The sequence below is a fragment of the Nonomuraea sediminis genome, assembly GCF_018531495.1.
In the GTDB taxonomy this organism is placed as follows: domain Bacteria; phylum Actinomycetota; class Actinomycetes; order Streptosporangiales; family Streptosporangiaceae; genus Nonomuraea; species Nonomuraea sediminis.
Map to the genome: position 1 here is coordinate 410,420 of NZ_JAHDTI010000003.1, position 17,883 is coordinate 428,302.

The 17,883-nt window shown below is 70.4% G+C and carries 17 protein-coding genes; 8 read left to right on the forward strand and 9 right to left on the reverse strand.

The genetic code is table 11. The features are described 5' to 3' along the window. Positions 1 to 14 precede the first annotated feature (14 nt). Positions 15 to 992 (forward strand): LacI family DNA-binding transcriptional regulator, encoded by a 978-nt coding sequence (locus tag KIK09_RS15995; RefSeq protein WP_214319996.1) that lies wholly within the window; start codon positions 15 to 17, stop codon positions 990 to 992. Here KIK09_RS15995 and KIK09_RS16000 read toward each other — a convergent pair. Beyond that, entirely contained in the window at positions 982 to 2,127 is a 1,146-nt protein-coding gene (locus tag KIK09_RS16000) for an alpha/beta hydrolase family protein (protein WP_214319997.1), read from the reverse strand. The genes KIK09_RS15995 and KIK09_RS16000 overlap by 11 nt on opposite strands. Positions 2,128 to 2,282: 155 nt before the next feature. Continuing rightward, a complete protein-coding gene (locus tag KIK09_RS16005; protein WP_214319998.1) occupies positions 2,283 to 2,477 on the reverse strand; it encodes a hypothetical protein in 195 nt (64 codons plus the stop codon). 95 nt (positions 2,478 to 2,572) lie between these two features. Between KIK09_RS16005 and KIK09_RS16010 the strand changes: the two genes are divergently transcribed. After that, positions 2,573 to 3,082, forward strand: coding sequence for a DinB family protein (locus KIK09_RS16010; RefSeq protein WP_214319999.1), 510 nt, complete (start codon positions 2,573 to 2,575; stop codon positions 3,080 to 3,082). On the opposite strand, the gene KIK09_RS16015 is transcribed toward KIK09_RS16010, so the two are convergent. Both KIK09_RS16015 and KIK09_RS16020 read right to left on the reverse strand, forming a co-directional pair. Continuing rightward, the gene (locus KIK09_RS16015; RefSeq protein ID WP_214320000.1) at positions 3,079 to 6,210 is read right to left on the reverse strand and encodes a GH116 family glycosyl hydrolase; all 3,132 of its coding nucleotides are present in this window, start codon (positions 6,208 to 6,210) and stop codon (positions 3,079 to 3,081) included. The two genes, KIK09_RS16010 and KIK09_RS16015, sit on opposite strands and share 4 nt — an antisense overlap. Positions 6,211 to 6,451: 241 nt before the next feature. Further along, complete coding sequence (locus KIK09_RS16020; RefSeq protein ID WP_214320001.1) at positions 6,452 to 7,663, reverse strand: GTP-binding protein; 1,212 nt, start codon at positions 7,661 to 7,663, stop codon at positions 6,452 to 6,454. A gap of 192 nt (positions 7,664 to 7,855) precedes the next feature. Between KIK09_RS16020 and KIK09_RS16025 the strand changes: the two genes are divergently transcribed. After that, positions 7,856 to 8,326, forward strand: a complete 471-nt coding sequence (locus KIK09_RS16025) for a hypothetical protein (protein ID WP_214320002.1) — start codon at positions 7,856 to 7,858, stop codon at positions 8,324 to 8,326. A 421-nt stretch (positions 8,327 to 8,747) separates the two neighbouring features. Here the strand turns inward: KIK09_RS16025 and KIK09_RS16030 are convergent, their stop codons facing one another. Continuing rightward, entirely contained in the window at positions 8,748 to 9,560 is an 813-nt protein-coding gene (locus KIK09_RS16030) for an SDR family oxidoreductase (RefSeq protein WP_214320003.1), read from the reverse strand. A gap of 40 nt (positions 9,561 to 9,600) precedes the next feature. Here KIK09_RS16030 and KIK09_RS16035 point away from each other — a divergent pair, with 40 nt between their 5' ends. Together KIK09_RS16035 and KIK09_RS16040 are read left to right on the forward strand one after the other, a co-directional pair. Continuing rightward, on the forward strand, positions 9,601 to 10,539 hold the full coding sequence (locus KIK09_RS16035) for an AraC family transcriptional regulator (protein WP_308164124.1): 939 nt from the start codon (positions 9,601 to 9,603) through the stop codon (positions 10,537 to 10,539). Positions 10,540 to 10,548: 9 nt separating this feature from the next. Then, positions 10,549 to 11,298, forward strand: coding sequence for an SDR family NAD(P)-dependent oxidoreductase (locus KIK09_RS16040; RefSeq protein WP_214320005.1), 750 nt, complete (start codon positions 10,549 to 10,551; stop codon positions 11,296 to 11,298). Here the strand turns inward: KIK09_RS16040 and KIK09_RS16045 are convergent. Next, complete coding sequence (locus tag KIK09_RS16045) at positions 11,295 to 11,717, reverse strand: hypothetical protein (RefSeq protein WP_214320006.1); 423 nt, start codon at positions 11,715 to 11,717, stop codon at positions 11,295 to 11,297. The genes KIK09_RS16040 and KIK09_RS16045 overlap by 4 nt on opposite strands. A 341-nt stretch (positions 11,718 to 12,058) precedes the next feature. Further along, positions 12,059 to 13,273 (reverse strand): ABC transporter ATP-binding protein, encoded by a 1,215-nt coding sequence (locus KIK09_RS16050; RefSeq protein ID WP_214320007.1) that lies wholly within the window; start codon positions 13,271 to 13,273, stop codon positions 12,059 to 12,061. A 132-nt stretch (positions 13,274 to 13,405) separates the two neighbouring features. Between KIK09_RS16050 and KIK09_RS16055 the strand changes: the two genes are divergently transcribed. Continuing rightward, a complete protein-coding gene (locus KIK09_RS16055; RefSeq protein ID WP_214320008.1) occupies positions 13,406 to 14,452 on the forward strand; it encodes a LacI family DNA-binding transcriptional regulator in 1,047 nt (348 codons plus the stop codon). 15 nt (positions 14,453 to 14,467) lie between these two features. On the opposite strand, the gene KIK09_RS16060 is transcribed toward KIK09_RS16055, so the two are convergent. After that, a complete protein-coding gene (locus KIK09_RS16060) occupies positions 14,468 to 14,953 on the reverse strand; it encodes a glutathione peroxidase (RefSeq protein WP_214320009.1) in 486 nt (161 codons plus the stop codon). Positions 14,954 to 15,346: 393 nt separating this feature from the next. On the opposite strand from KIK09_RS16060, the gene KIK09_RS60020 reads away from it, so the two are divergent. Continuing rightward, entirely contained in the window at positions 15,347 to 15,835 is a 489-nt protein-coding gene (locus KIK09_RS60020) for an aggregation-promoting factor C-terminal-like domain-containing protein (RefSeq protein WP_308164126.1), read from the forward strand. 48 nt (positions 15,836 to 15,883) lie between these two features. Here the strand turns inward: KIK09_RS60020 and KIK09_RS16070 are convergent, their stop codons facing one another. Further along, entirely contained in the window at positions 15,884 to 16,528 is a 645-nt protein-coding gene (locus KIK09_RS16070) for a TetR/AcrR family transcriptional regulator (RefSeq protein WP_214320010.1), read from the reverse strand. 77 nt (positions 16,529 to 16,605) lie between these two features. Between KIK09_RS16070 and KIK09_RS16075 the strand changes: the two genes are divergently transcribed. Further along, positions 16,606 to 17,718: a ferritin-like domain-containing protein gene (locus KIK09_RS16075; RefSeq protein WP_214320011.1), complete on the forward strand. Its 1,113-nt coding sequence runs from the start codon at positions 16,606 to 16,608 to the stop codon at positions 17,716 to 17,718. Positions 17,719 to 17,883 lie beyond the last annotated feature (165 nt).

The following is a 17,883-nucleotide window of genomic DNA, read 5'->3' on the forward strand; positions in this document are numbered from 1 at the left end:
CAACGGGGGTGCCGGTGACGCAGATCACGATCAAGGACGTGGCCCTCGCGGCCGGCGTCTCCCCCTCGACCGTCTCCCGCGCGCTGAACGGCGGCCCCACGGTCGCCTCCGCCCTGCGCGACCGGGTGCAGGCCGCCGCCCGCGAGCTGGGCTACCGCCCCAACAGCCAGGCCAGGTCCCTGCGCACCCGCGCCACGACGGTCCTCGGCGTGATCATCTCCGACATCACCAACCCGTTCTTCACCTCGATGGTGCGCGGCGCGGAGGACGCCGCCTCCCGGGCCGGGTACTCGGTCGTGCTGGCCAACACCGACGAGGACCTGGACAAGGAGCAGCGCTACCTGGAGGTGGCGGCGGCCGAGAGCATGGCGGGGGTGATCCTCTCCCCCGCCTCGACCACCCGCACCTCGATCGACCTCATGCGGGAGCGCGGGATCCCGGTGGTCACGATCGACCGCCGCCTGCGCACGGCCGACGTGGACCGGGTGGGCGTGAACAACGTCAAGGCCGCCCAGGAGGCGGTGCTGCGCCTGGTGGCGCGCGGGTGCGGCCGCATCGGCTTCATCGCGGGACCCGCCGACGTCACGACCGCCGCCGACCGCCTCGCGGGTTACAAGCACGGGCTCAAGGCGGCCGGCCTGCCGTACGACAAGCGCCTGGTGGCGCGGGGCGACTACCGGATCGAGGGCGGGCGGGCGGCGGCGCAGACGCTGCTGTCACTGGAGCCCGACGCGCTGTTCATCTCCAACAACCTGATGACGCTCGGCGCTGTCGCGGCGATCAGGGAGCGCGGCCTCCGCTACCCCGGGGACATCGCGGTGGCGGCCTTCGACGACATGAGCTGGGCGCTGGGGCTGGCGGAGGAGATGACCCTCATCGCGCAGCCCACGTACGACATCGGGCGGCACGCGGCCGAGCTCCTCCTGCGCCGCGTCGCGGGGGAACGATTTCCCCCCAGCCACGTCGTCCTCCAGGGCGTCGTCAGGGGATGAAGGTGATCTCGGGGAAGCTCTTGGAGGGACCGTCGAGCAGGGGCGAAGGCCGGGACTTGAGGAAGCGGTCGAAGAACGCCACCGGGTAGGCCCGCTGGATCGCCAGGCCGCGCGCCGGATCCAGCGTGCCGATCTGTTTCCGCAGCTCGGGGGCGCCCCACCCGAGTAGTTTGGCGGCCTGCGGGTAGAGCACCTCGGCGTCGCTGAATGACACGTGCGCCGCGCCCTCGGCCTTGACGTTGAGCTTCCAGCCGCGCAGCCGTCCCCGGAACGCCGCCAGCTCGGGCACGAGCGCCCTCTGCGCCTTCGCGCTCATCAACAGGTACGGCACGGCCACTCCCTTCCGCGCCACCTCACCGAACACGGGCCCGTCCAGGCTCAGCCCGGCCTTGATCCGGGGGTCCTCCAGCATCGTGGTGGCCGTGGCCGCCCCGCCCATGGAGTGGCCGAACATGCCCACCCGGCCCAGGTCGAAGGCACCCTTCACCCCCTCGGGCAGCGCCCGCCGCTCGACGTCGGGATTGCCGCCGCCGTCGAGGTCGGCCAGCCGGTCCAGGACGAACCGCACGTCGGCCGAACGCACCGCGACCTGCGCCTCGCCGGGCGTCTCCGCCGGCATGGTGTGGGTGGCCAGCCGCCCGTCAGGGAACTCGACCTCCTCGGCGTCGTGGGTGTGGTCCACGGTGACGACCAGGTAGCCGCGGCTGGCCAGTTCCTCCACCACGACCGTGCTGTCGGACCTGTTGGCCCCGTTGCCGGGCGAGAACAGCACGACCGGCAGCTTCCCGCCGAGCACCGGGGAGCCGGTGCGGGCGTGGGTCACCGGCAGCCGCACGGAACCCTCCGTCAGGCCGTTGGCCTTGATGAAGCGCGCGGCCGCCTTCGGCGCCAGGTACGGGGCGAACGGCTGCTTGCCGTCGCGGGCGGGGTACCAGAGGCTGACCATGAGCTCCCGCCTGCGCCCCGGCTCGTAGGGGTCGGGGCGGGAGGAGTCCACCAGGTGCAGGTCCAGCGTGCCGATCGGGTGCGGGCCGGTGGGCGCGGGCAGCGTGAGGACGGCGGGCGGGTCCCCGGCGCACCCCGACACGATCGGCAGCGTCACCGCGGCCACCAGGGCGAGCAGCCGTGTTCTCACGTTCCCCTCCAGGGATGTCTCGTCGTGCGGTGCTCCCAAGATTCACCAGGTGGGGCGGGTTTCATATCCGCCGTTGGTTCGTTTCCCTGGGGCTCGGCATCCTGCCCGAGGAGTAGGAGGAGCCATCCTGCCGTACCGGCGGTGTGTGACGCCCCTTACCTGAGGCCGCCGACGATGGCGTCGGCCAGGGGGCGCGCTTCCGCGGCGGGCGAGAAGAGGCCGGGCGCGGCGAGCCAGGTGGTCGCGACGCCGTTGACGGCGGCGATGATCATGAGGGCGGCCGCGTCGCGCCGGGCCTGCGGGCTGACCTCGTCCTGGTCGACGGCGACCCCACCACGGACATCGACCACACCCTGGACATCCTCGGCGTATGGCGAGCCGGTCACCGTACGCGGGCGGCGAAAAAATGATGCGAGTGCGGGGCCGCTGAAGTACCGTCCCGGCCATGACCCCACCAAGGATCCGTCCCGACTTCGAGGCCCCCGAGCGCGAGCAGCTGCTCGGCTGGCTCGAGATGCAGCGCGCCATCATCCACTGGAAGTGCGAGGGCCTGTCCGAGGAGGACGCGCACCGGTCCGTTCTGCCGACCTCCCCGCTGATGACGATGGCGGGCCTGGTCTCCCACATGCGCTGGGTCGAGTACACCTGGTTCGAGGTGCTCTTCCTCGGCCGCCCCGCCGAGGGCCCGCAGTTCTCCGACGAGGAGGACGCCGACCTCAAGGTGGACGGCGTCCCTCTCGCGCAGCTGCTCGAGGAGTACACCAAGCAGTGCGCGATCTCCGACGAGATCGTCGCCGCCCACCCGCTGGAGGCTGTCGGCAAGCATCCTGACTTCCGCTCGGCTCAGGGGAACCTGCGCTGGATGCTCATCCACATGATCGAGGAGACGGCCCGCCACGCGGGCCACGCCGACGTGATGCGCGAGCTGCTCGACGGCGCGAAGGGCTACTTCTAGCGCACGATCACCTCCAGCGCCTGCCCGGCCGCCAGCTCCACGGGCCGGTCGAGGGTGATCTCCAGAGTTCCGTTCGCGTGGGTGAAGCGGACCTGCCCGGCCGGCCGTACCTGCACGATCTTGGGCTTGGCCGGTACGGCGAGCGTCACCCTCGACACGCGCAGCCTGCCGTACCGCAGCTCGATGGCCGCGTGCAGCACGGGGCCCGTGCGCCGCTGGCGGAACAGGCCCCAGCCCTCGGCGGCGGTGAAGGCGGCGCGGAAGTCGTCGGGGGTGAGGCGCGGCGCGAAGCCGATCCTGCCCTCGGGCCCGTGATAGGTGAACCCGCAGGCCGAGACGTAGACGCCGTAGGAGGCCATGGCGCGGGCGTAGTGGTCGCCGCACTCGATCTCGTTGTAGGGGTTGCGCTTGGCGGGGTGGTAGCGGTCGTGGATCGCCCTGGTGAGCGTGAGGCCCTTCTCGACCAGGCCCTCGTCCATCATGTGGTGGGCGACCTGGTACTCCTGGCCGGTCCAGCACTCGTTGAAGTAGATGGCGGCCCAGCTGGCCGGGTTGCCCGGGGCCTGCGCGTCGCCGCCGTGCGGCCAGGTGGTCATGAGCATGCCGTGCTCGCGTGCCATGGCGAACCAGCGGCCGCCCTCGATGGTGTGGAACTTCGAGCGGTAGTCGGCGGGGTCGGGGGCGAAGTTGTAGCGGTAGAGCTTCTCCAGCGCGGTCCTGCACTTGTCGGCCGGCATGACCCTGGGCAGGCCGTACTGCGAGGCGAGGCTCTGGCCGAACATCTGGTCGATGTGGCAGCCCCTGTTGTGGTTGATGACGTCGGCGTGCGCAGGGTCGACGCGCTGGATGTAGTACTCGCCGGTCCACAGGGTGGCGTCGATGAACGCCTCGCCCTTGGCGGCCAGTTCGGTGCAGGTGGCGGCGAACGCGGTGTCGCCGGCCTCGGTGGCCATGATCGCGCCCGCCTTGAGCGCGGCCACGTACATGGAGGTCATCCAGGAGATCTCGCCGTACCAGTCGGTGTCGAGCGTGTTGGGCTGGCGGCCTTCAAGGGTGCCGTCGGCGTCGCCGTCCTGAGCGATGACCCATTCGATGGACTTACGGATCCTCGGCCAGTTCCTGCGGAGGAATCCGGCGTCGGGCGACATCGTGTGCTCGCGGTAGATGCGCAGGATGGTGCCGCACTGGCCGTCGGCGGCCCAGCCCATCCAGGCCTCGGCGCGGAAGCCCATCTCGCCGGTGTCCTCGTGGAAGCCGATCCCCAGGTCGACGCGCTCGCGGGCGTCCCGCTCCAGGTCGGGGAAGAGGCGGCCGAGGGCCTGGGCGTAGTTCCAGACGTGCTCGCAGGTGCCCGCGCAGCAGTAGACGCCCTCCCAGCCGTAGAAGCGGCCGTCGTCGAAGCGGTAGCAGGTGGCGGTGGCCAGGGTGGAGGCGGTGGCGAAGGTCCGTTCCAGGAACCAGTGCGGCAGCGTGGAGTCGGTGTAGAACGTGTCGACCCAGCGGCGGGTCAGCCCCTCGAGCCTGTCCAGATTCTTCACGACATAGCTGGTGACGTCGGTCGCCGAGCCCCAGCGCTTGGCGTAGTGGTGGCGTAGCTTGTCGGAGCCTCTGAGGAAGGCGAGCGACTGCCGGTCGGGGATCGGGAAGTACCACGCCAGAACGAACCGGAAATTTCGGGATTCGCCGGGCGCTAGCCGTACGGGCACCGACACCGCACCCGCCATCGCGGCCTTGCCCGCGTCCACCTCGGCCGGGCCGTCGGCCGAGGTGAAGACCGCCTCCAGGGTGTCCCACGCGGCGATCGACGGGCGGACTCCCGCGGCGGGGCTCAGCGCGGTGAGGGCGAGTGTGCCCGCGTCGGGGAGCTGGTCGAAGGGCCTGGGGGCGGCGGGCCTGTCGCTGAAGACGATCGAGTCGACGTTGATGTGGCCCCACCCGCCGGTGTGCACGTCGACGATCTCGATGCTGGCCGATTTGCCCTCATATTTGGCGACATCCAGGGATCTGGGGGCCATGGGCTCGGCCTCGTGGCCCGTCGCGGTGGCCACGACCTTGCCGTCGACCACGACGTTCACGCAGGTCTGGCCCGCGTGCCCGCCGCCGCCCACCGCCAGGTTCACGTAGCGGCGCTCGACGGTGAACGCCCTGCTGGTGAGCCGGCCGGTGTGCGCGTCGGCCTGCCAGACGTCCTCGCCGTTCCTGAACTGGTGCGAGGTGACGAACCTGGCGCCCGTCCCGCCCAGGTCGCCGAAGCGCTTCATGTAGTCGGGCACCTTGGCCTTCTCGACCGGCCCCGTGCCGAACGCGGTGCCCGTGGCCGTCCAGCCCTGGTAGGTGTCCTGCTCGAAGTCCTCGAACGGGATGTCCTCGCGCGGCTGCCCCGACTGCCCGTCGCGGGCCCCGAACCGCAGCCCGCTTCCGGTGGCCGCCGCGGTGAGCAGGATCGGCTGCTGGGTACGGCTGTCGAGGCACACCGGGTTCTCCAGCCAGCCGAGCAGCTCGCCGTCCAGTCTGCTGCTGCCGGTGTTCCTGATCCTGTAGGTGAGTACGGTGGCCGGGATCGTCGAGTCGTCGGCGTTCAGCGGGATGAACGGGGAGAACGCCTCCAGCGTCACGGTCACGTCGTCGGCCCTGTACGTCACGGTCCCGATCGGGTACTGCCCGACGAAGCTGTGGTCGGGGAACCCTTCCGCGTCCAGCGACCGGTACCTGCTCCCGGTCCGCAGCGCGAACCCGTGGCCGAAGGGCGAGCTCGGCCTGGGCGGGTTGGCGTAGGTGGTGTCGTTGGTGGGCCTGGCCGGGGTGTTGAAGATGTCCCAGTGCCACAGCCTGCCGTCTCCGCCCAGGTAGAGCTGCCCCGCGCAGCCGCCGCCCACCGGCATGCCCACGTAGGCGGGGCTGTCGTAGCGGGTGGGCTCGGCGCGCCGGTAGAGCGCCCTGATCCACTCGGCCGACAGCGCCTTGTCCTCGGGGACGAGGATCACGTCCTCCTCGCGTAACCCGAGCGCCGCCGCGGCCTCGGCCCGCCACGGCACCATGGCCGCCGCCACTCCCCCGGCCGCCGCGGCCAGGAACCCCCGCCGCGACACGCCCGCGGGCGCACAGCACGATCCATCGTTCCTACACATCTTCGCTCCAGGGTCAGACTGCTGGGCTACTTCTGAGTCGGCCTGCTTCTGGGCCGTGCTGCTTCCGGCTCAGGCTTCTCTGCGTCAGGCTGCTTCTGCGTCGGGCTGCTTCTGGGCCGGGCTGCTGTGGCTCGGGCTGCTTCTGCGTCAGACTGCTTCTCGTCACGCTGCTCTGAGTCAGGCTGCTTCTGGGCCGGGCCGCTTCTGAGTCGGGCTGCTACTGGCTCGGGCTGCTTCTGCGTCAGGCTGCCGGGAACCGGTGAACGGGTCTGGGGTAGGACGGGCTGAAGGCGTTCGTCGACTCGGCCATGGACCGTGCGCCCGTCGCCTCGTCGGCCGCCCTGATCGCGTTCGCGACCAGCCCTTCCAGCTCGTACGGCGAGCACCCCACCCGCACGTTCACCACCGCCCGCGAGACCCCCGCCGCCTCGGGCCCCGCGATGTCGAGCACCGGAGCCGCCCCGGCGGCCACCAGACTCGCCTTGGCCAGCCCTCCCACGTCCGACGCGGTGATCTTGGCGTGCCCGACCAGGTATCCGGCGCGCGCGCATACTCGCGAGAGCTCTTCCAGTACGGCCAGCACCCACTCCCCCGGCACGGCACCGTCGACCAGGTAGCGGGCGTTGAGCCACCCGAGCCGCGCCTCGGCCGCCGCGTACCGGTCATAGTCGACCTCCAGGTCACGCCCTGCGGGCTCGGGCGCCTCCCACGCCTCGAGCACCCCCTCCATCCCCAGCCCGGTAACCGCCGAGCACGGCACGACCAGCGCATACGGATACCGCCGCGCCAACTCCCCCACCAGCCCCGGACCCCGCTGAGCATCCAACTTGGTCAGAGCGATCACATCCGCCTCAGCCAACTGCCGCTCAAACAGATACTCCAGATCCCCCTCAGCACCCCACCGACGCTCTGGGCTACCTTCGATCCCTTGTCCAACCGGTCGTCGGTCCGGATCGTCCACGGCCCCTTGCCCGGTCGTCCGGTGTTCAGGGTCGTTTGCAAAGGGTGGTCCTGGTGGGCGGGGTGAGCCGGGGGTCGGGGTGGGGAAGCCCAGGGCGGCCATGCGGACGGGCTCGACCAGAGTTGTCAGGGGTGCGACCCGGATCGAGTCGCCGTAGAAGCGGCGTAACGGGCGGAGCACGGTCGCCTGGAGGTCGGTGCAGCTGCCGACCGCCTCGGCGATCACGGTGTCCGCCCCGGTGCGGTCGACGACCTCGCGGATGGTCCGCTCCAGGTCCTCGAAGCGGCAGCAGAAGCAGCCGCCGGTGATCTCCGCGACCGCGCCCTCCGGCAGCCCGTGCGTCGCCACCGCCGTATCGACGAGATCGCCCGCCTGGTCGTTGGTGATGACGGCAACCCGCCTGCCCCGCCGCCCGAGCGCCCGCGCGGCGCCCACCATCATGGTCGTCTTCCCAGCCCCCAGGAACCCGCTCAATACGACGAGCCGGAACATCCGCGCCTCCGAGCAATCGATTTCTCGGTAATCGATTTCCCGCTAGCAAAGACGCTATCCCTGGAGCTGTCAAGAGATCCGTTACCACGAGGCCGCGCGCAGCGCCACCTGGAGGGTGCGGGGTGCCGCCGCGCGCGGAGCCGGGCCTACAAAGGAGCCTCGGGATCCACCAAGGGGGAGATCACATTGTGCATGCGTTCAGGATTGCTGCTGCTCACCGTCGTCGCGGCTCTCGGCCTCGCACCGGCCGCCACCGCCTCGGCGCGCTCGTACGGCGGCTGCTGGGGCGACGCGGGGGTCGTCGGGCCCAACCCGCACGGGTACAAGTGGCGCGCGAAGTACTGCCACAACTTCACCGGCGGTGACGTCTACAAGTCGCAGTACGGCCAGTACACCCAGAAGGTGGGCTATCTCAACGCGGGCGACAACTGGTTCGTCTGCCAGGACCGCAACAACGAGAATCCGCCCGTGGCCCAGGGCTACAAGAACGACATCTGGCTCTACACCCAGGGCGACCGCGCCACCGAGGGCACGCAGAACGCGTGGGGCAAGTTCCCCGCCAACCGCGTCTCCTCCTCGACCGGCGACTACCAGCCGATCCCCGGCCTCCCCTGGTGCTCCGACATCCGCCCCCTGGGCAACGCGCCGAAGGGCGCCATATAGATCTCTCCCCAGAGAACCCACCCGGTCCCCCGGCAGACCTCCTCACGGTCTCCCGGGGGACCGGGTTCGCGGTTCCCACTACCCAGGCGGTCTCACCGACCCGGCGCGCGGGGGTGGCTCGACTTGCTCGCCATAGATGCGCGCCGGATTCGCCGTACAACATCCCACCGCCCCGGCGCGGAGGGTGGGCGGCGTAGCGCAACTCGCCTGCTGGCCGTACAAGCGCGCCGACGACCGCCGTACAACACCCCGCCGACCCGGCGCGCGGCAGGGGCTCTTGCCTGTGAGCCGGGCGATGTTCCGCGTCGCGGCCGGGCGATGTCCCCTCGTCACGGCGTCCCCTCGTCGCGGCGGGGCGATGTTCCGCGTCGCGGTAGGGAGGGAGCTCAGGGGCGTGTGGGTGGGCTTGGTGGGTGGGGGTTCAGCGGGAGGCGATCCACTCGGCGGGGGGCTGGAAGTGCAGGCCGAGCAGGTCCTCGACGGTCGGGTCGGCGACGTAGAGGTCGCGGCCGTGTTCGGCGACCCAGTGGTAGGTTCCCGCCACGCCCGCGGCCGTCTCGGCGCCGAGCGCCGCCGCCAGGGCGCCCTCGAACTCGGCCACGTCCTGTGCCTCGTAGCGCACGTCCGGGCCGAACAGGGCCGCCAGCGACGGCCCGGTCAGGGGCGCGGGTCCGAGGTCGAGCTGCCTGCCCTCGATCCCGGGGCGGGTCAGCGCCGCGACCGTGGCCGCCCCAAGGTCGGCGTGGGTCAGCCACGACACGGGGACGTGCGCGGGAACCGGATACCGCAGCACCCCGGCGGCCAGCGGCCCCGCCACCCAGGGGGCGAGCACGTTGTCCAGGTAGATCGGCGGGCGCAGCACCACCACCGGCAATCCGGACTCGAGCAGCGCCGTGGCCGCCGCCCTGCGCGTCTCGAAGGCCGCCACGCCCGTCGGGCCAGGCGGGATCCGGTTGCCCGTGTTGAACACCAGCCGCCGCACCCCCGCCGCCGAGGCGGCGTCGATCACGTTGCGGACGTAGGTCTCCACCGTGAGCGGGGAGTACACCATGGGCAGCAGCAGCGAGGCGTGCGTCACCCCGGCGAACGCCTCCTTCACGCGTTCGGCGTCACCCAGGTCGCCGCGGAAGCCCGCCGTACGGGAGAATCCCCTGGCCTCGTGGCCCGCGGCCGTGAGCGCCTGAGTGATCGCGGAACCTTGGGCGCCTGACGCGCCCATCACCAGAAATGTCATGACGGCAAGTCTTGCCCGCCCACGCGATACGATCCATAAAGTGCAGTCTGCTGTCATTAATGAATCGTCCGACCTGCTGAGCGAGCTGCTGGCGCCGCTGCGGCTGCGCGGCGTCTTCCACAGCCGCTGGTCGGCGCGGGCGCCCTGGGCGGTGGCCGGCGAGCGGGAGAGCTGCGCGATCCTGCACTACGTCCAGGAGGGCGAGTGCACGGCCGAGCTGCCCGGCCTCGAGCCCGTACGGCTGGCGGCGGGCGATCTCGCCGTGTTCCCGCACGGCAGCGCCCACCGGCTGGCCGACGCGCCGGGCCGGGCGGCGGTGCCGCTGGCGAGCCTGCTGCCGGAGCGGCCCGCGGGCGAGGTGCGCACGGTCACCATCGACGGTCCCGGCGCGCGCACCACGATGCTCTGCGGCGGGCTGCACTACGCCGACGCGGCGGTGTCGCCGCTGTACCGGGCGCTGCCTCCGGTGCTGGTGCTGGACCGGGAGACCGTGGAGCGGCGGCGGCTGCTCGCCTCGACGCTGTCAGGGCTGGGCGAGGAGTGGGACAGCCGTGAGGCCAACGGGCTGGTGGCGCTGCGCGGGTTCGAGCTGGTCTTCGTGCTGGCCCTGCGGGAGGCGCTCGGCAACGTGTCCGCCGGGGTGCTGCGGGCGCTGCGGCACCCGGCGATCGGGCCCGCGCTGCTGGCCGTACAGTCCAGGTTCGCCGAGCCGTGGACGGTCGAGTCGCTGGCGGCCGAGGCGGGGCTGTCGCGGTCGGCGTTCGCGGCCACGTTCCGCGAGCTGGTCGGGGAGGCGCCGATGCGGCACCTGACCGCGCGCCGGATGCAGGAGGCGACGCGGTTGCTGACCGAGACCTCGATGCCGCACAGCCGCATCTCGCAGGCCGTCGGCTACCACTCGACGGTCGGCTTCCACCTGGCCTTCCGCCAGTGGTACGGCATGACGCCCGGCGACTACCGCAGATCCAGAACCGGTTAGGGTGCTGGCATGCCAACCGCATTGATCACGGGCGCCACCGCGGGCATCGGCGCCGCCTTCGCGCGCCGCCTGGCCGCCGACGGGTTCACGCTGGTGCTGGTCGCGCGCGACGACAAGCGCCTGGCCGAGGTCGCCGAACAGCTCAGGCTCAGGTACGGCGCGACCACCGAGACCCTGGCCGCCGACCTGGCGACCGACGAGGGACTCGCCACGGTCGAGGCGCGCATCCGCGACGGGGTGGACCTGCTGGTCAACAACGCCGGGTTCGGGCATCCGGGGGCGTTCCTGCAGACGCCGGTCGAGGACGAGCTGCGGATGCTCAAGGTCCACTGCGAGGCGGTGCTGCGCCTGACGCTGGCCGCGCTGCCGGGCATGAAGTCCCGCGGGCGCGGCGGGGTGATCAACGTGGCGTCGGTGGCGGCGTTCTTCACCCGCGGCACCTACAGCGCCTCCAAGGCCTGGGTGGTGAACTTCAGCGAGTCGGCCGCCGCCGAGGTCGGCCATCCGCGGGTCCGGATCATGGCGTTGTGTCCCGGGTTCGTGCGGACCGAGTTCCACGAGCGGGCCGAGATGGACGTCTCGGGCATCCCCGGGTTCCTCTGGCTGAAGGCCGACGACGTGGTCGGCGAGGCCATGCGCGACCTGGCGCTCGGCAAGACGGTCTGCATCCCCGACCTGCGCTACAAGGCCGTGGTGGCGATCGGGAAGCTCATCCCGCGCGGCTTCGCGGGCAGGGTGTCGGCCAGGATCGGCCGCTAGCCGCCCAGTTCCTCCACCACCAGGCCGAGGCCGATGCCCAGCATCAAGAGGTCCTTGACCAGGGTGATGCCCTGCTCGGTGGGCCGCAGGCTGCCCTCCTCCCGCATGCCGGGCGTCTTGTAGTAGATGCCGAGCAGGCCGCCCGCGAACGCGACCAGCCCCGCCCCGGCGAGCAGCGACGGCACCACCGGAAGTATCAGCGCGGTGCCGAGCGCGATCTCGCCCACGGACACCATCCGCAGGAACGCCTTCGGGTCCTGGCCCCGGAGGAACGGGTAGGTGCCCGCGGCCAGGCCGTGAACGCCGGCGGCGGTGGCCTCGTCGTCCCTGTTCTCCGCCTTGGACAGGCCCGAGTTCAGGATGATCGCCCCGGCCGCCAGCCGCGGCGGGAGCTGGTGCAGACGCGCACAAATCCTCACGATCCCCCCAAACAACGCGTTTGTCGATGTTGGGGGTCTTTCCCACGTTCAGGGCGTGCAGCCATGACTTGGCACAGCCTTACCCAAAACCACCTCGACGGTTGCCCGTGCGTGGCGGCCCGGCCACGATCCCGTGCGCCGTGACGGCGGGCCACCGTCACCGACTCGCCGGACGCGCCGGTCGCGGGCCCTCAGCCGAAGTACGGCCGGCGGCCGGTGGCCGTGGCTTCGCCGTACAGGAGAAGAAGCCGTACCGGAGCAGGAATTGCGTCGGGCCCACGGCGCGGGAGGGGGTCGCGGCGTGGGCCCGGGTCCAGCAGTCAGCTAGCCGATCGAGATGATCAGCGGCCGACGTTGGCCTCGTGGCCGATGGACAGGCCGGAGGTCGGGTCGAAGAAGTGCAGGTTGTGCGTGTCGACGACCAGGTCGATGGTCTGGCCGGGGCGCGCGTGGCTGCGGGCGTTGACGCGGGCGGTCCACAGGGACTTGTCGCCCACCAGCGGCAGCGCCGCCTCGTCGTCGTCGTTGTCCTGCGCGGCCGTGGTGTCGGCGTGCTCGACGGGCGGGGCGTCGATCAGGAACAGGACGTTGATCTCGGAGCCCAGCTCCTCGGTGACCTCCGCCTTGACCGACAGCGAAGCCCAGCCGTTGGCGTGGTTGCCCGCGGAGGAGGCGTCCTCGAAGTCCGACGGGCGGATGCCGAGGATGATCTTCTTGCCGATGTACTGGTCGAGGCCGGGCTTGTCGGAGAAGGTCGTCTCGGGGATCCCCAGCTTGAGACCGGCGAAGCTCACGGCGGCGCCGTCGTCGCGGACCAGCTCGGCGGTGACGAAGTTCATCGACGGCGAGCCCATGAAGCCGGCGACGAACAGGTTGACCGGCTTGTCGAAGAGGTTCTGCGGGGTGTCGACCTGCTGCAGGAGGCCGTCGCGCAGGACGCAGACGCGGTCGCCGAGGGTCATGGCCTCGACCTGGTCGTGCGTGACGTAGACGGTGGTGACGCCGAGGCGCTCGTGCAGCGTGTTGAGCGAGGCGCGCATGGAGACGCGGAGCTTGGCGTCCAGGTTCGACAGCGGCTCGTCCATGAGGAAGGCCTGCGGCTCACGGACGATGGCGCGGCCCATCGCCACACGCTGGCGCTGACCACCGGACAGGGCGGCCGGCTTGCGCTTGAGGTAGGTCTCCAGGCCCAGCATCTTGGCGGCTTCCTGGACGCGGCTCTGGATCTCCGCCTTGGGCATCTTGCGGAGCTTGAGGCCGAAGGCGAGGTTCTCCTCGACCGTCATGTGGGGGTAGAGGGCGTAGTTCTGGAAGACCATGGCGATGTCGCGGTCCTTGGGCGGAAGGTGGTTGACCACCTTGTCGCCGATGGAGATCTCGCCGCCGCTGATGTCCTCGAGACCGGCGATCATCCGGAGCGCGGTCGACTTACCGCAGCCGGAGGGGCCGACCAGGACCATGAACTCCCCGTCTTTGATCTCGAGGTTGAGACCGTTCACGGCCTTGACGCCACCGGCGTAGATCTTGTCGACACTGTTAAGAACGATGGAAGCCATGACCGCCCCGGGGGTAGATCTCTTGGATACGTTTTCATGCATCCCACCCGAAACGGACACGACTGTCAAGAACTAGCCGCTAATTGGCCTCAAGTGTTCCAGGAAAGCGGAAAGCATGATGGAATCGTTTCCATGGAACGGGCGACGATCAAGGATGTGGCCGAGGCGGCGGGCGTGGGCGTCGCGACCGTGTCCCGGGTGCTGTCGGGCGGTTCGGCCAGCCCGGCGACCCGCGAACGGGTGCTGGCCGTCGCCGCCCAGCTCGACTACCGGCCGAGCGCGCTGGGCCGCAACCTGCGCCAGCGCCGCACCGGCGGCATCGGGCTGCTCGTCCCCGACCTGACCGACACCTTCTACGGCCAGCTCGCCGAGGGCGTGCTGGCGTGCGCGCGCTCGGCGGGCGAGCCCGTGGTGACCGGCTCCACCGGCGACGACCCCGAGCAGGAGGCCGAACTGGTCGGCATGCTGCTCGAGCAGAGCGTCGACCGGGTGATCGCCGTCCCGTCCGGCGACGCGGAGACCTGGGGGCCGGCGATGCGCGCCGGCATGAACGTGATCTTCGCGGACCGCCTGCCCGCGGCCGAGCCCGTGGAACCCGACCCGATCACGGACCTCATGCTCCTGGACGGCGTGATCCCCCCTCCCCCGCCGCCGCTGCGGATCGACGTCCCGTCCGTCCTGGCCGACGACAGGGCGGGCATCCGTACGGCGGTGCGTTACCTGCGGGGCCTGGGTCACAAGCGCATCGCCTTCCTCGGCGGTCCTGGGCACCTGCGCCGCGTGGCGGCCTTCCGCGAGGCCGTGGGCGCGCCCGTGGACGAGGAACTGGTCGTCTTCGCCACCGGCAGCCGCGACTCGGCCTACGCGGCGGCCTCGGGACTGTTCCAGAGCCGTCCCGACCTGACCGCGGTGGTGGCCGGCGGCAACGTGCTGGGCGAGGCGGCCGTGCTGGCGGCGCGCGAGCTCGATCTGCGCGTGCCGCGCGACGTGTCACTGGTCATGTACGACGACGTGCCCTGGGCCGAGCTCTGCTCGCCGCCGCTGACGGTCGTGGCGCAGCCCGGCAGGGACATGGGCTACCGCGCCGCCGAGCTCCTCCTGCGCGGTGGCCGCCGCCCGCGCGGCGTCGTGCTCCCCACCGAGCTCATCGTCCGCGGCAGCTGCGGCCCCCGCCGCTGACCGGCGTGTCCGGGATCAGAGGAGCTTCTCGATCGCGGAGGTGACGGCCGGGTCCTCCGGCTCGGTGCGCGGGCGGAAGCGGGCCACCACGGCGCCGTCGCGGTCGAGGAGGAACTTCTCGAAGTTCCACTGAACGTCGCCGCCCTGACCGTCGGCGTCGGGGGTGTCGGCGAGCTCCTGGTAGAGCGGGTGCCTGTCGGTGCCGTTGACGTCGGCCTTCTCCAGGAGCGGGAAGTCGACGCCGTAGGTCGTGGAGCAGAACTCCTGGATCTCCTCCGCCGAGCCCGGCTCCTGGCCCATGAACTGGTTGCACGGCACGCCGACCACGGTGAAGCCGCGCTCGCCGTACTGCTGCTGGAGCTTGACCAGGCCGGTGTACTGGGGGGTCAGGCCGCACTTGGAGGCGACGTTGACGAGCAGCACGGCCTTGTCGCCGGCGAGCTCGGCCAGGGTGGTCGGGGTGTCCGCGAGGGTGCGGAGCGGGATGTCGCGAAGACTCATGAGCCGACCCTACCTGCCCGCAGAAAAGTGGCGCGTTCCGTACAAAACCCCTGAAAGGCAGCCACCGCCGGCCGGCACCACCGGTGATGATCGAGACGCCCAAGCGGCGGTCATCCCCGCTCCGAGGCAGGTCAGGCAGGTCCCGCGAGCCGGTAAATACCTCTTCACGCGGCGCGGGAATGCGGCGGTCCACGCGGCGGGCGCGTACTAGAAACCGCCTTGAGGACACGTCGCGGGCCCTGCGGGCCGCCCAGCACGATCGGGCGGGAAAGGATCCCGGAGCGGCCGCGCGGACTCTCCACGTCCGAGCCACGGACGCGGACCGGCACGGCGCCACGGGACTCACGTCCCGCACAGCGCTCGTCCGCACGCGACCTGATAGCAAGGATCGATTTGGACAGCAAACGCGCCCTCGCCATGGTGATCACGTTCACTGCGTTCACCGGCGGGACAGCGTCCGCCGCTTCGGCGGATCAGAACGACAGTGTCAGTGTCCACCAGAGCCTCTGGCAGGCTCCCGAGGTCAAGCAGCGGGTCTGGAAAACCGCCGCCGTCCCCAGGGAGCGCGTCGTCAAGTCAGAGAGCAGGAACAAGGACATCGCCCTCGGACTGGTCGTCCAGCGGGCCTGGTCCTACCACGAGTTCCGATGCCTGGACAGCCTCTGGACCAGAGAGAGCGGCTGGAACCACCGGGCATACAACAGCTCATCCGGCGCCTACGGCATCCCGCAGGCGCTGCCTGGAGGAAAGATGCAGGGAGCCGGCAGGGACTGGCGGGAGAACCCGGCCACACAGATCCGGTGGGGCCTGAAGTACATCAAGGGCAGGTACGGCAGGCCGTGCGGCGCTTGGGGCCACTTCATGTCACACAACTGGTACTAGCAGCCGATCACGGGGAAGGAACGGCTGCTTCCCGGGTGGGAGCTCCCGTCACAGGGGGCTCCCACCCTTCTTCGGCAGTACGGCTATCGCCTGGACGAGCAGCTCGACGCCGAACTCGAACTCGGCCTCGTGGTCGCAGCTCTTCAGCAGCGAAGCCAGCTCACTGACCTGCGGGAACATGGACACGTCGATCGCGGGGTCGACGATCGGCCCGTGCGTGGGCGCGAACGTGGGCGTCACCCCGACCTCGCGCAGCAGCGAGCCCACGATGAACGCGATGAACAGCCGCAGGATCCGTACCGCGTCCTCGCCGTCGAACCCGGCGCTGCGCAGCGTGGCCAGCGCCCGCTCCACCGGCAGCAGCCCGGCGTCGGAGTGCAGCTGGCGGCTGACGACCAGCATCGTGCAGCGCGGGTAGTGGTGGGCGATCTGGCGGAAGGCCCGCGCCTGCATGCGCACCCGGTCCTTCCAGTCGGCGTCCGGGTCGTCGGTGAACTCGATCTCGCTCAGCACGCTCTCGGCCACGCCGTTGAGCAGCGCGTCCTTGTTGGGCACGTGGTTGTAGAGCGACATCACGCCGACGCCCAGCTCGGCCGCGATCCGGCGCATGGACACGGCGTCGGCGCCCTCGCGCTCGATGAGGTCGATCGCCGCGGCGACAATGCGCGCCCGGGAGAGCGGCTCGGAGGTCATAGCTCATTCTATTGACGTACGTACACCGTACGTGCAAGCCTACGTACAGTGTACGTACCCACTGCGGAGGGGCCCCCATGTCGACGCACGAGCTGTACACGATCCCCGCCGAGCTCTCCACGTGGGACGTGGAGATGGCCGGTTCCAGCAGGTTCACCTGGGAGTACGACGACGGCAGGGACCGCATGCTGGCCCTGTACCAGAAGGGCAAGGACAAGCAGTGGGACTCGGCCAAGCGCATCGACTGGGACCTCGAGGTCGACCCCTACAACGTGCTGGGCATCCCCGACCAGACCATCGCCATCTATGACACGCCGCTGTGGAACCGGATGTCGCCCGAGACGCGCAATGAGGTGCGGTTGCACGGCGCGGCGTGGCAGTTCTCCCAGTTCCTGCACGGCGAACAGGGAGCGATGATCTGCTCGGCCAAGATCGTGGAGTCGGTGCCCGACCTGGACTCCAAGTTCTACGCCGCCACGCAGACCATGGACGAGGCCCGCCACGCCGAGACCTACGCCCGCTTCCTGCAGGAGAAGGTGGGCCTGGCCTACCCGATCAACGAGCACCTCAAGGCGCTGCTGGACTCGACCCTGACAGACTCGCGCTGGGACATGCCCTACCTCGGCATGCAGGTGCTCATCGAAGGCCTGGCGCTGGCCGCCTTCGGCGTCATGCGCGACATCACCACCAAGCCGCTGCCCAAGCAGATCCTGGCCTACGTGATGCAGGACGAGGCCCGCCACGTCGCCTTCGGCCGCATGGCGCTGCGCGACTACTACCGCGACCTGTCGGAGACGGAGCTGCGGGAACGCGAGGACTTCGTCATCGAGGGCTGCTACCTCATGCGCGACCGCCTGCGCGGCCGCGAGACCTGGGAGAACCTCGGCCTGACCGCGGCGGAGGTCGAGGAGGCGGAGGAGGCCACCGAGCACTCGGAGTACCTGCGGCTGTTCCGCTCGCTGCTCTTCAGCCGCATCGTGCCGTGCGTGAAGGACATCGGCCTGTGGAGCCCGAGACTGCAGCAGGCCTACGCGGACATGGGCGTGCTCGACATGGCCGGCCAGTCGCTCGACGCCCTGATGAAGCAGGACGAGGACATCGCCGACAAGCTCGACGAGGAGCGCTTCGCCCAGGAGGAAACCGAACGCCACGCCGAGGTGGCCGAAACCATCGCGCAGGGCATGGAGTAGCTTTTCCCGCTCATTCGAGCCCGGCCTCCCCTTTTCGGGGAGGCCGGGCTCTTTTTCATGTAAATGCGACAGAAATACGACATCATGCTCAGCCTTGACCTGTGACCGAAGTGCCGGTTGTATATCTCCAGCAATATCTGAGAATTTTCGATTAGTGAAACTTAT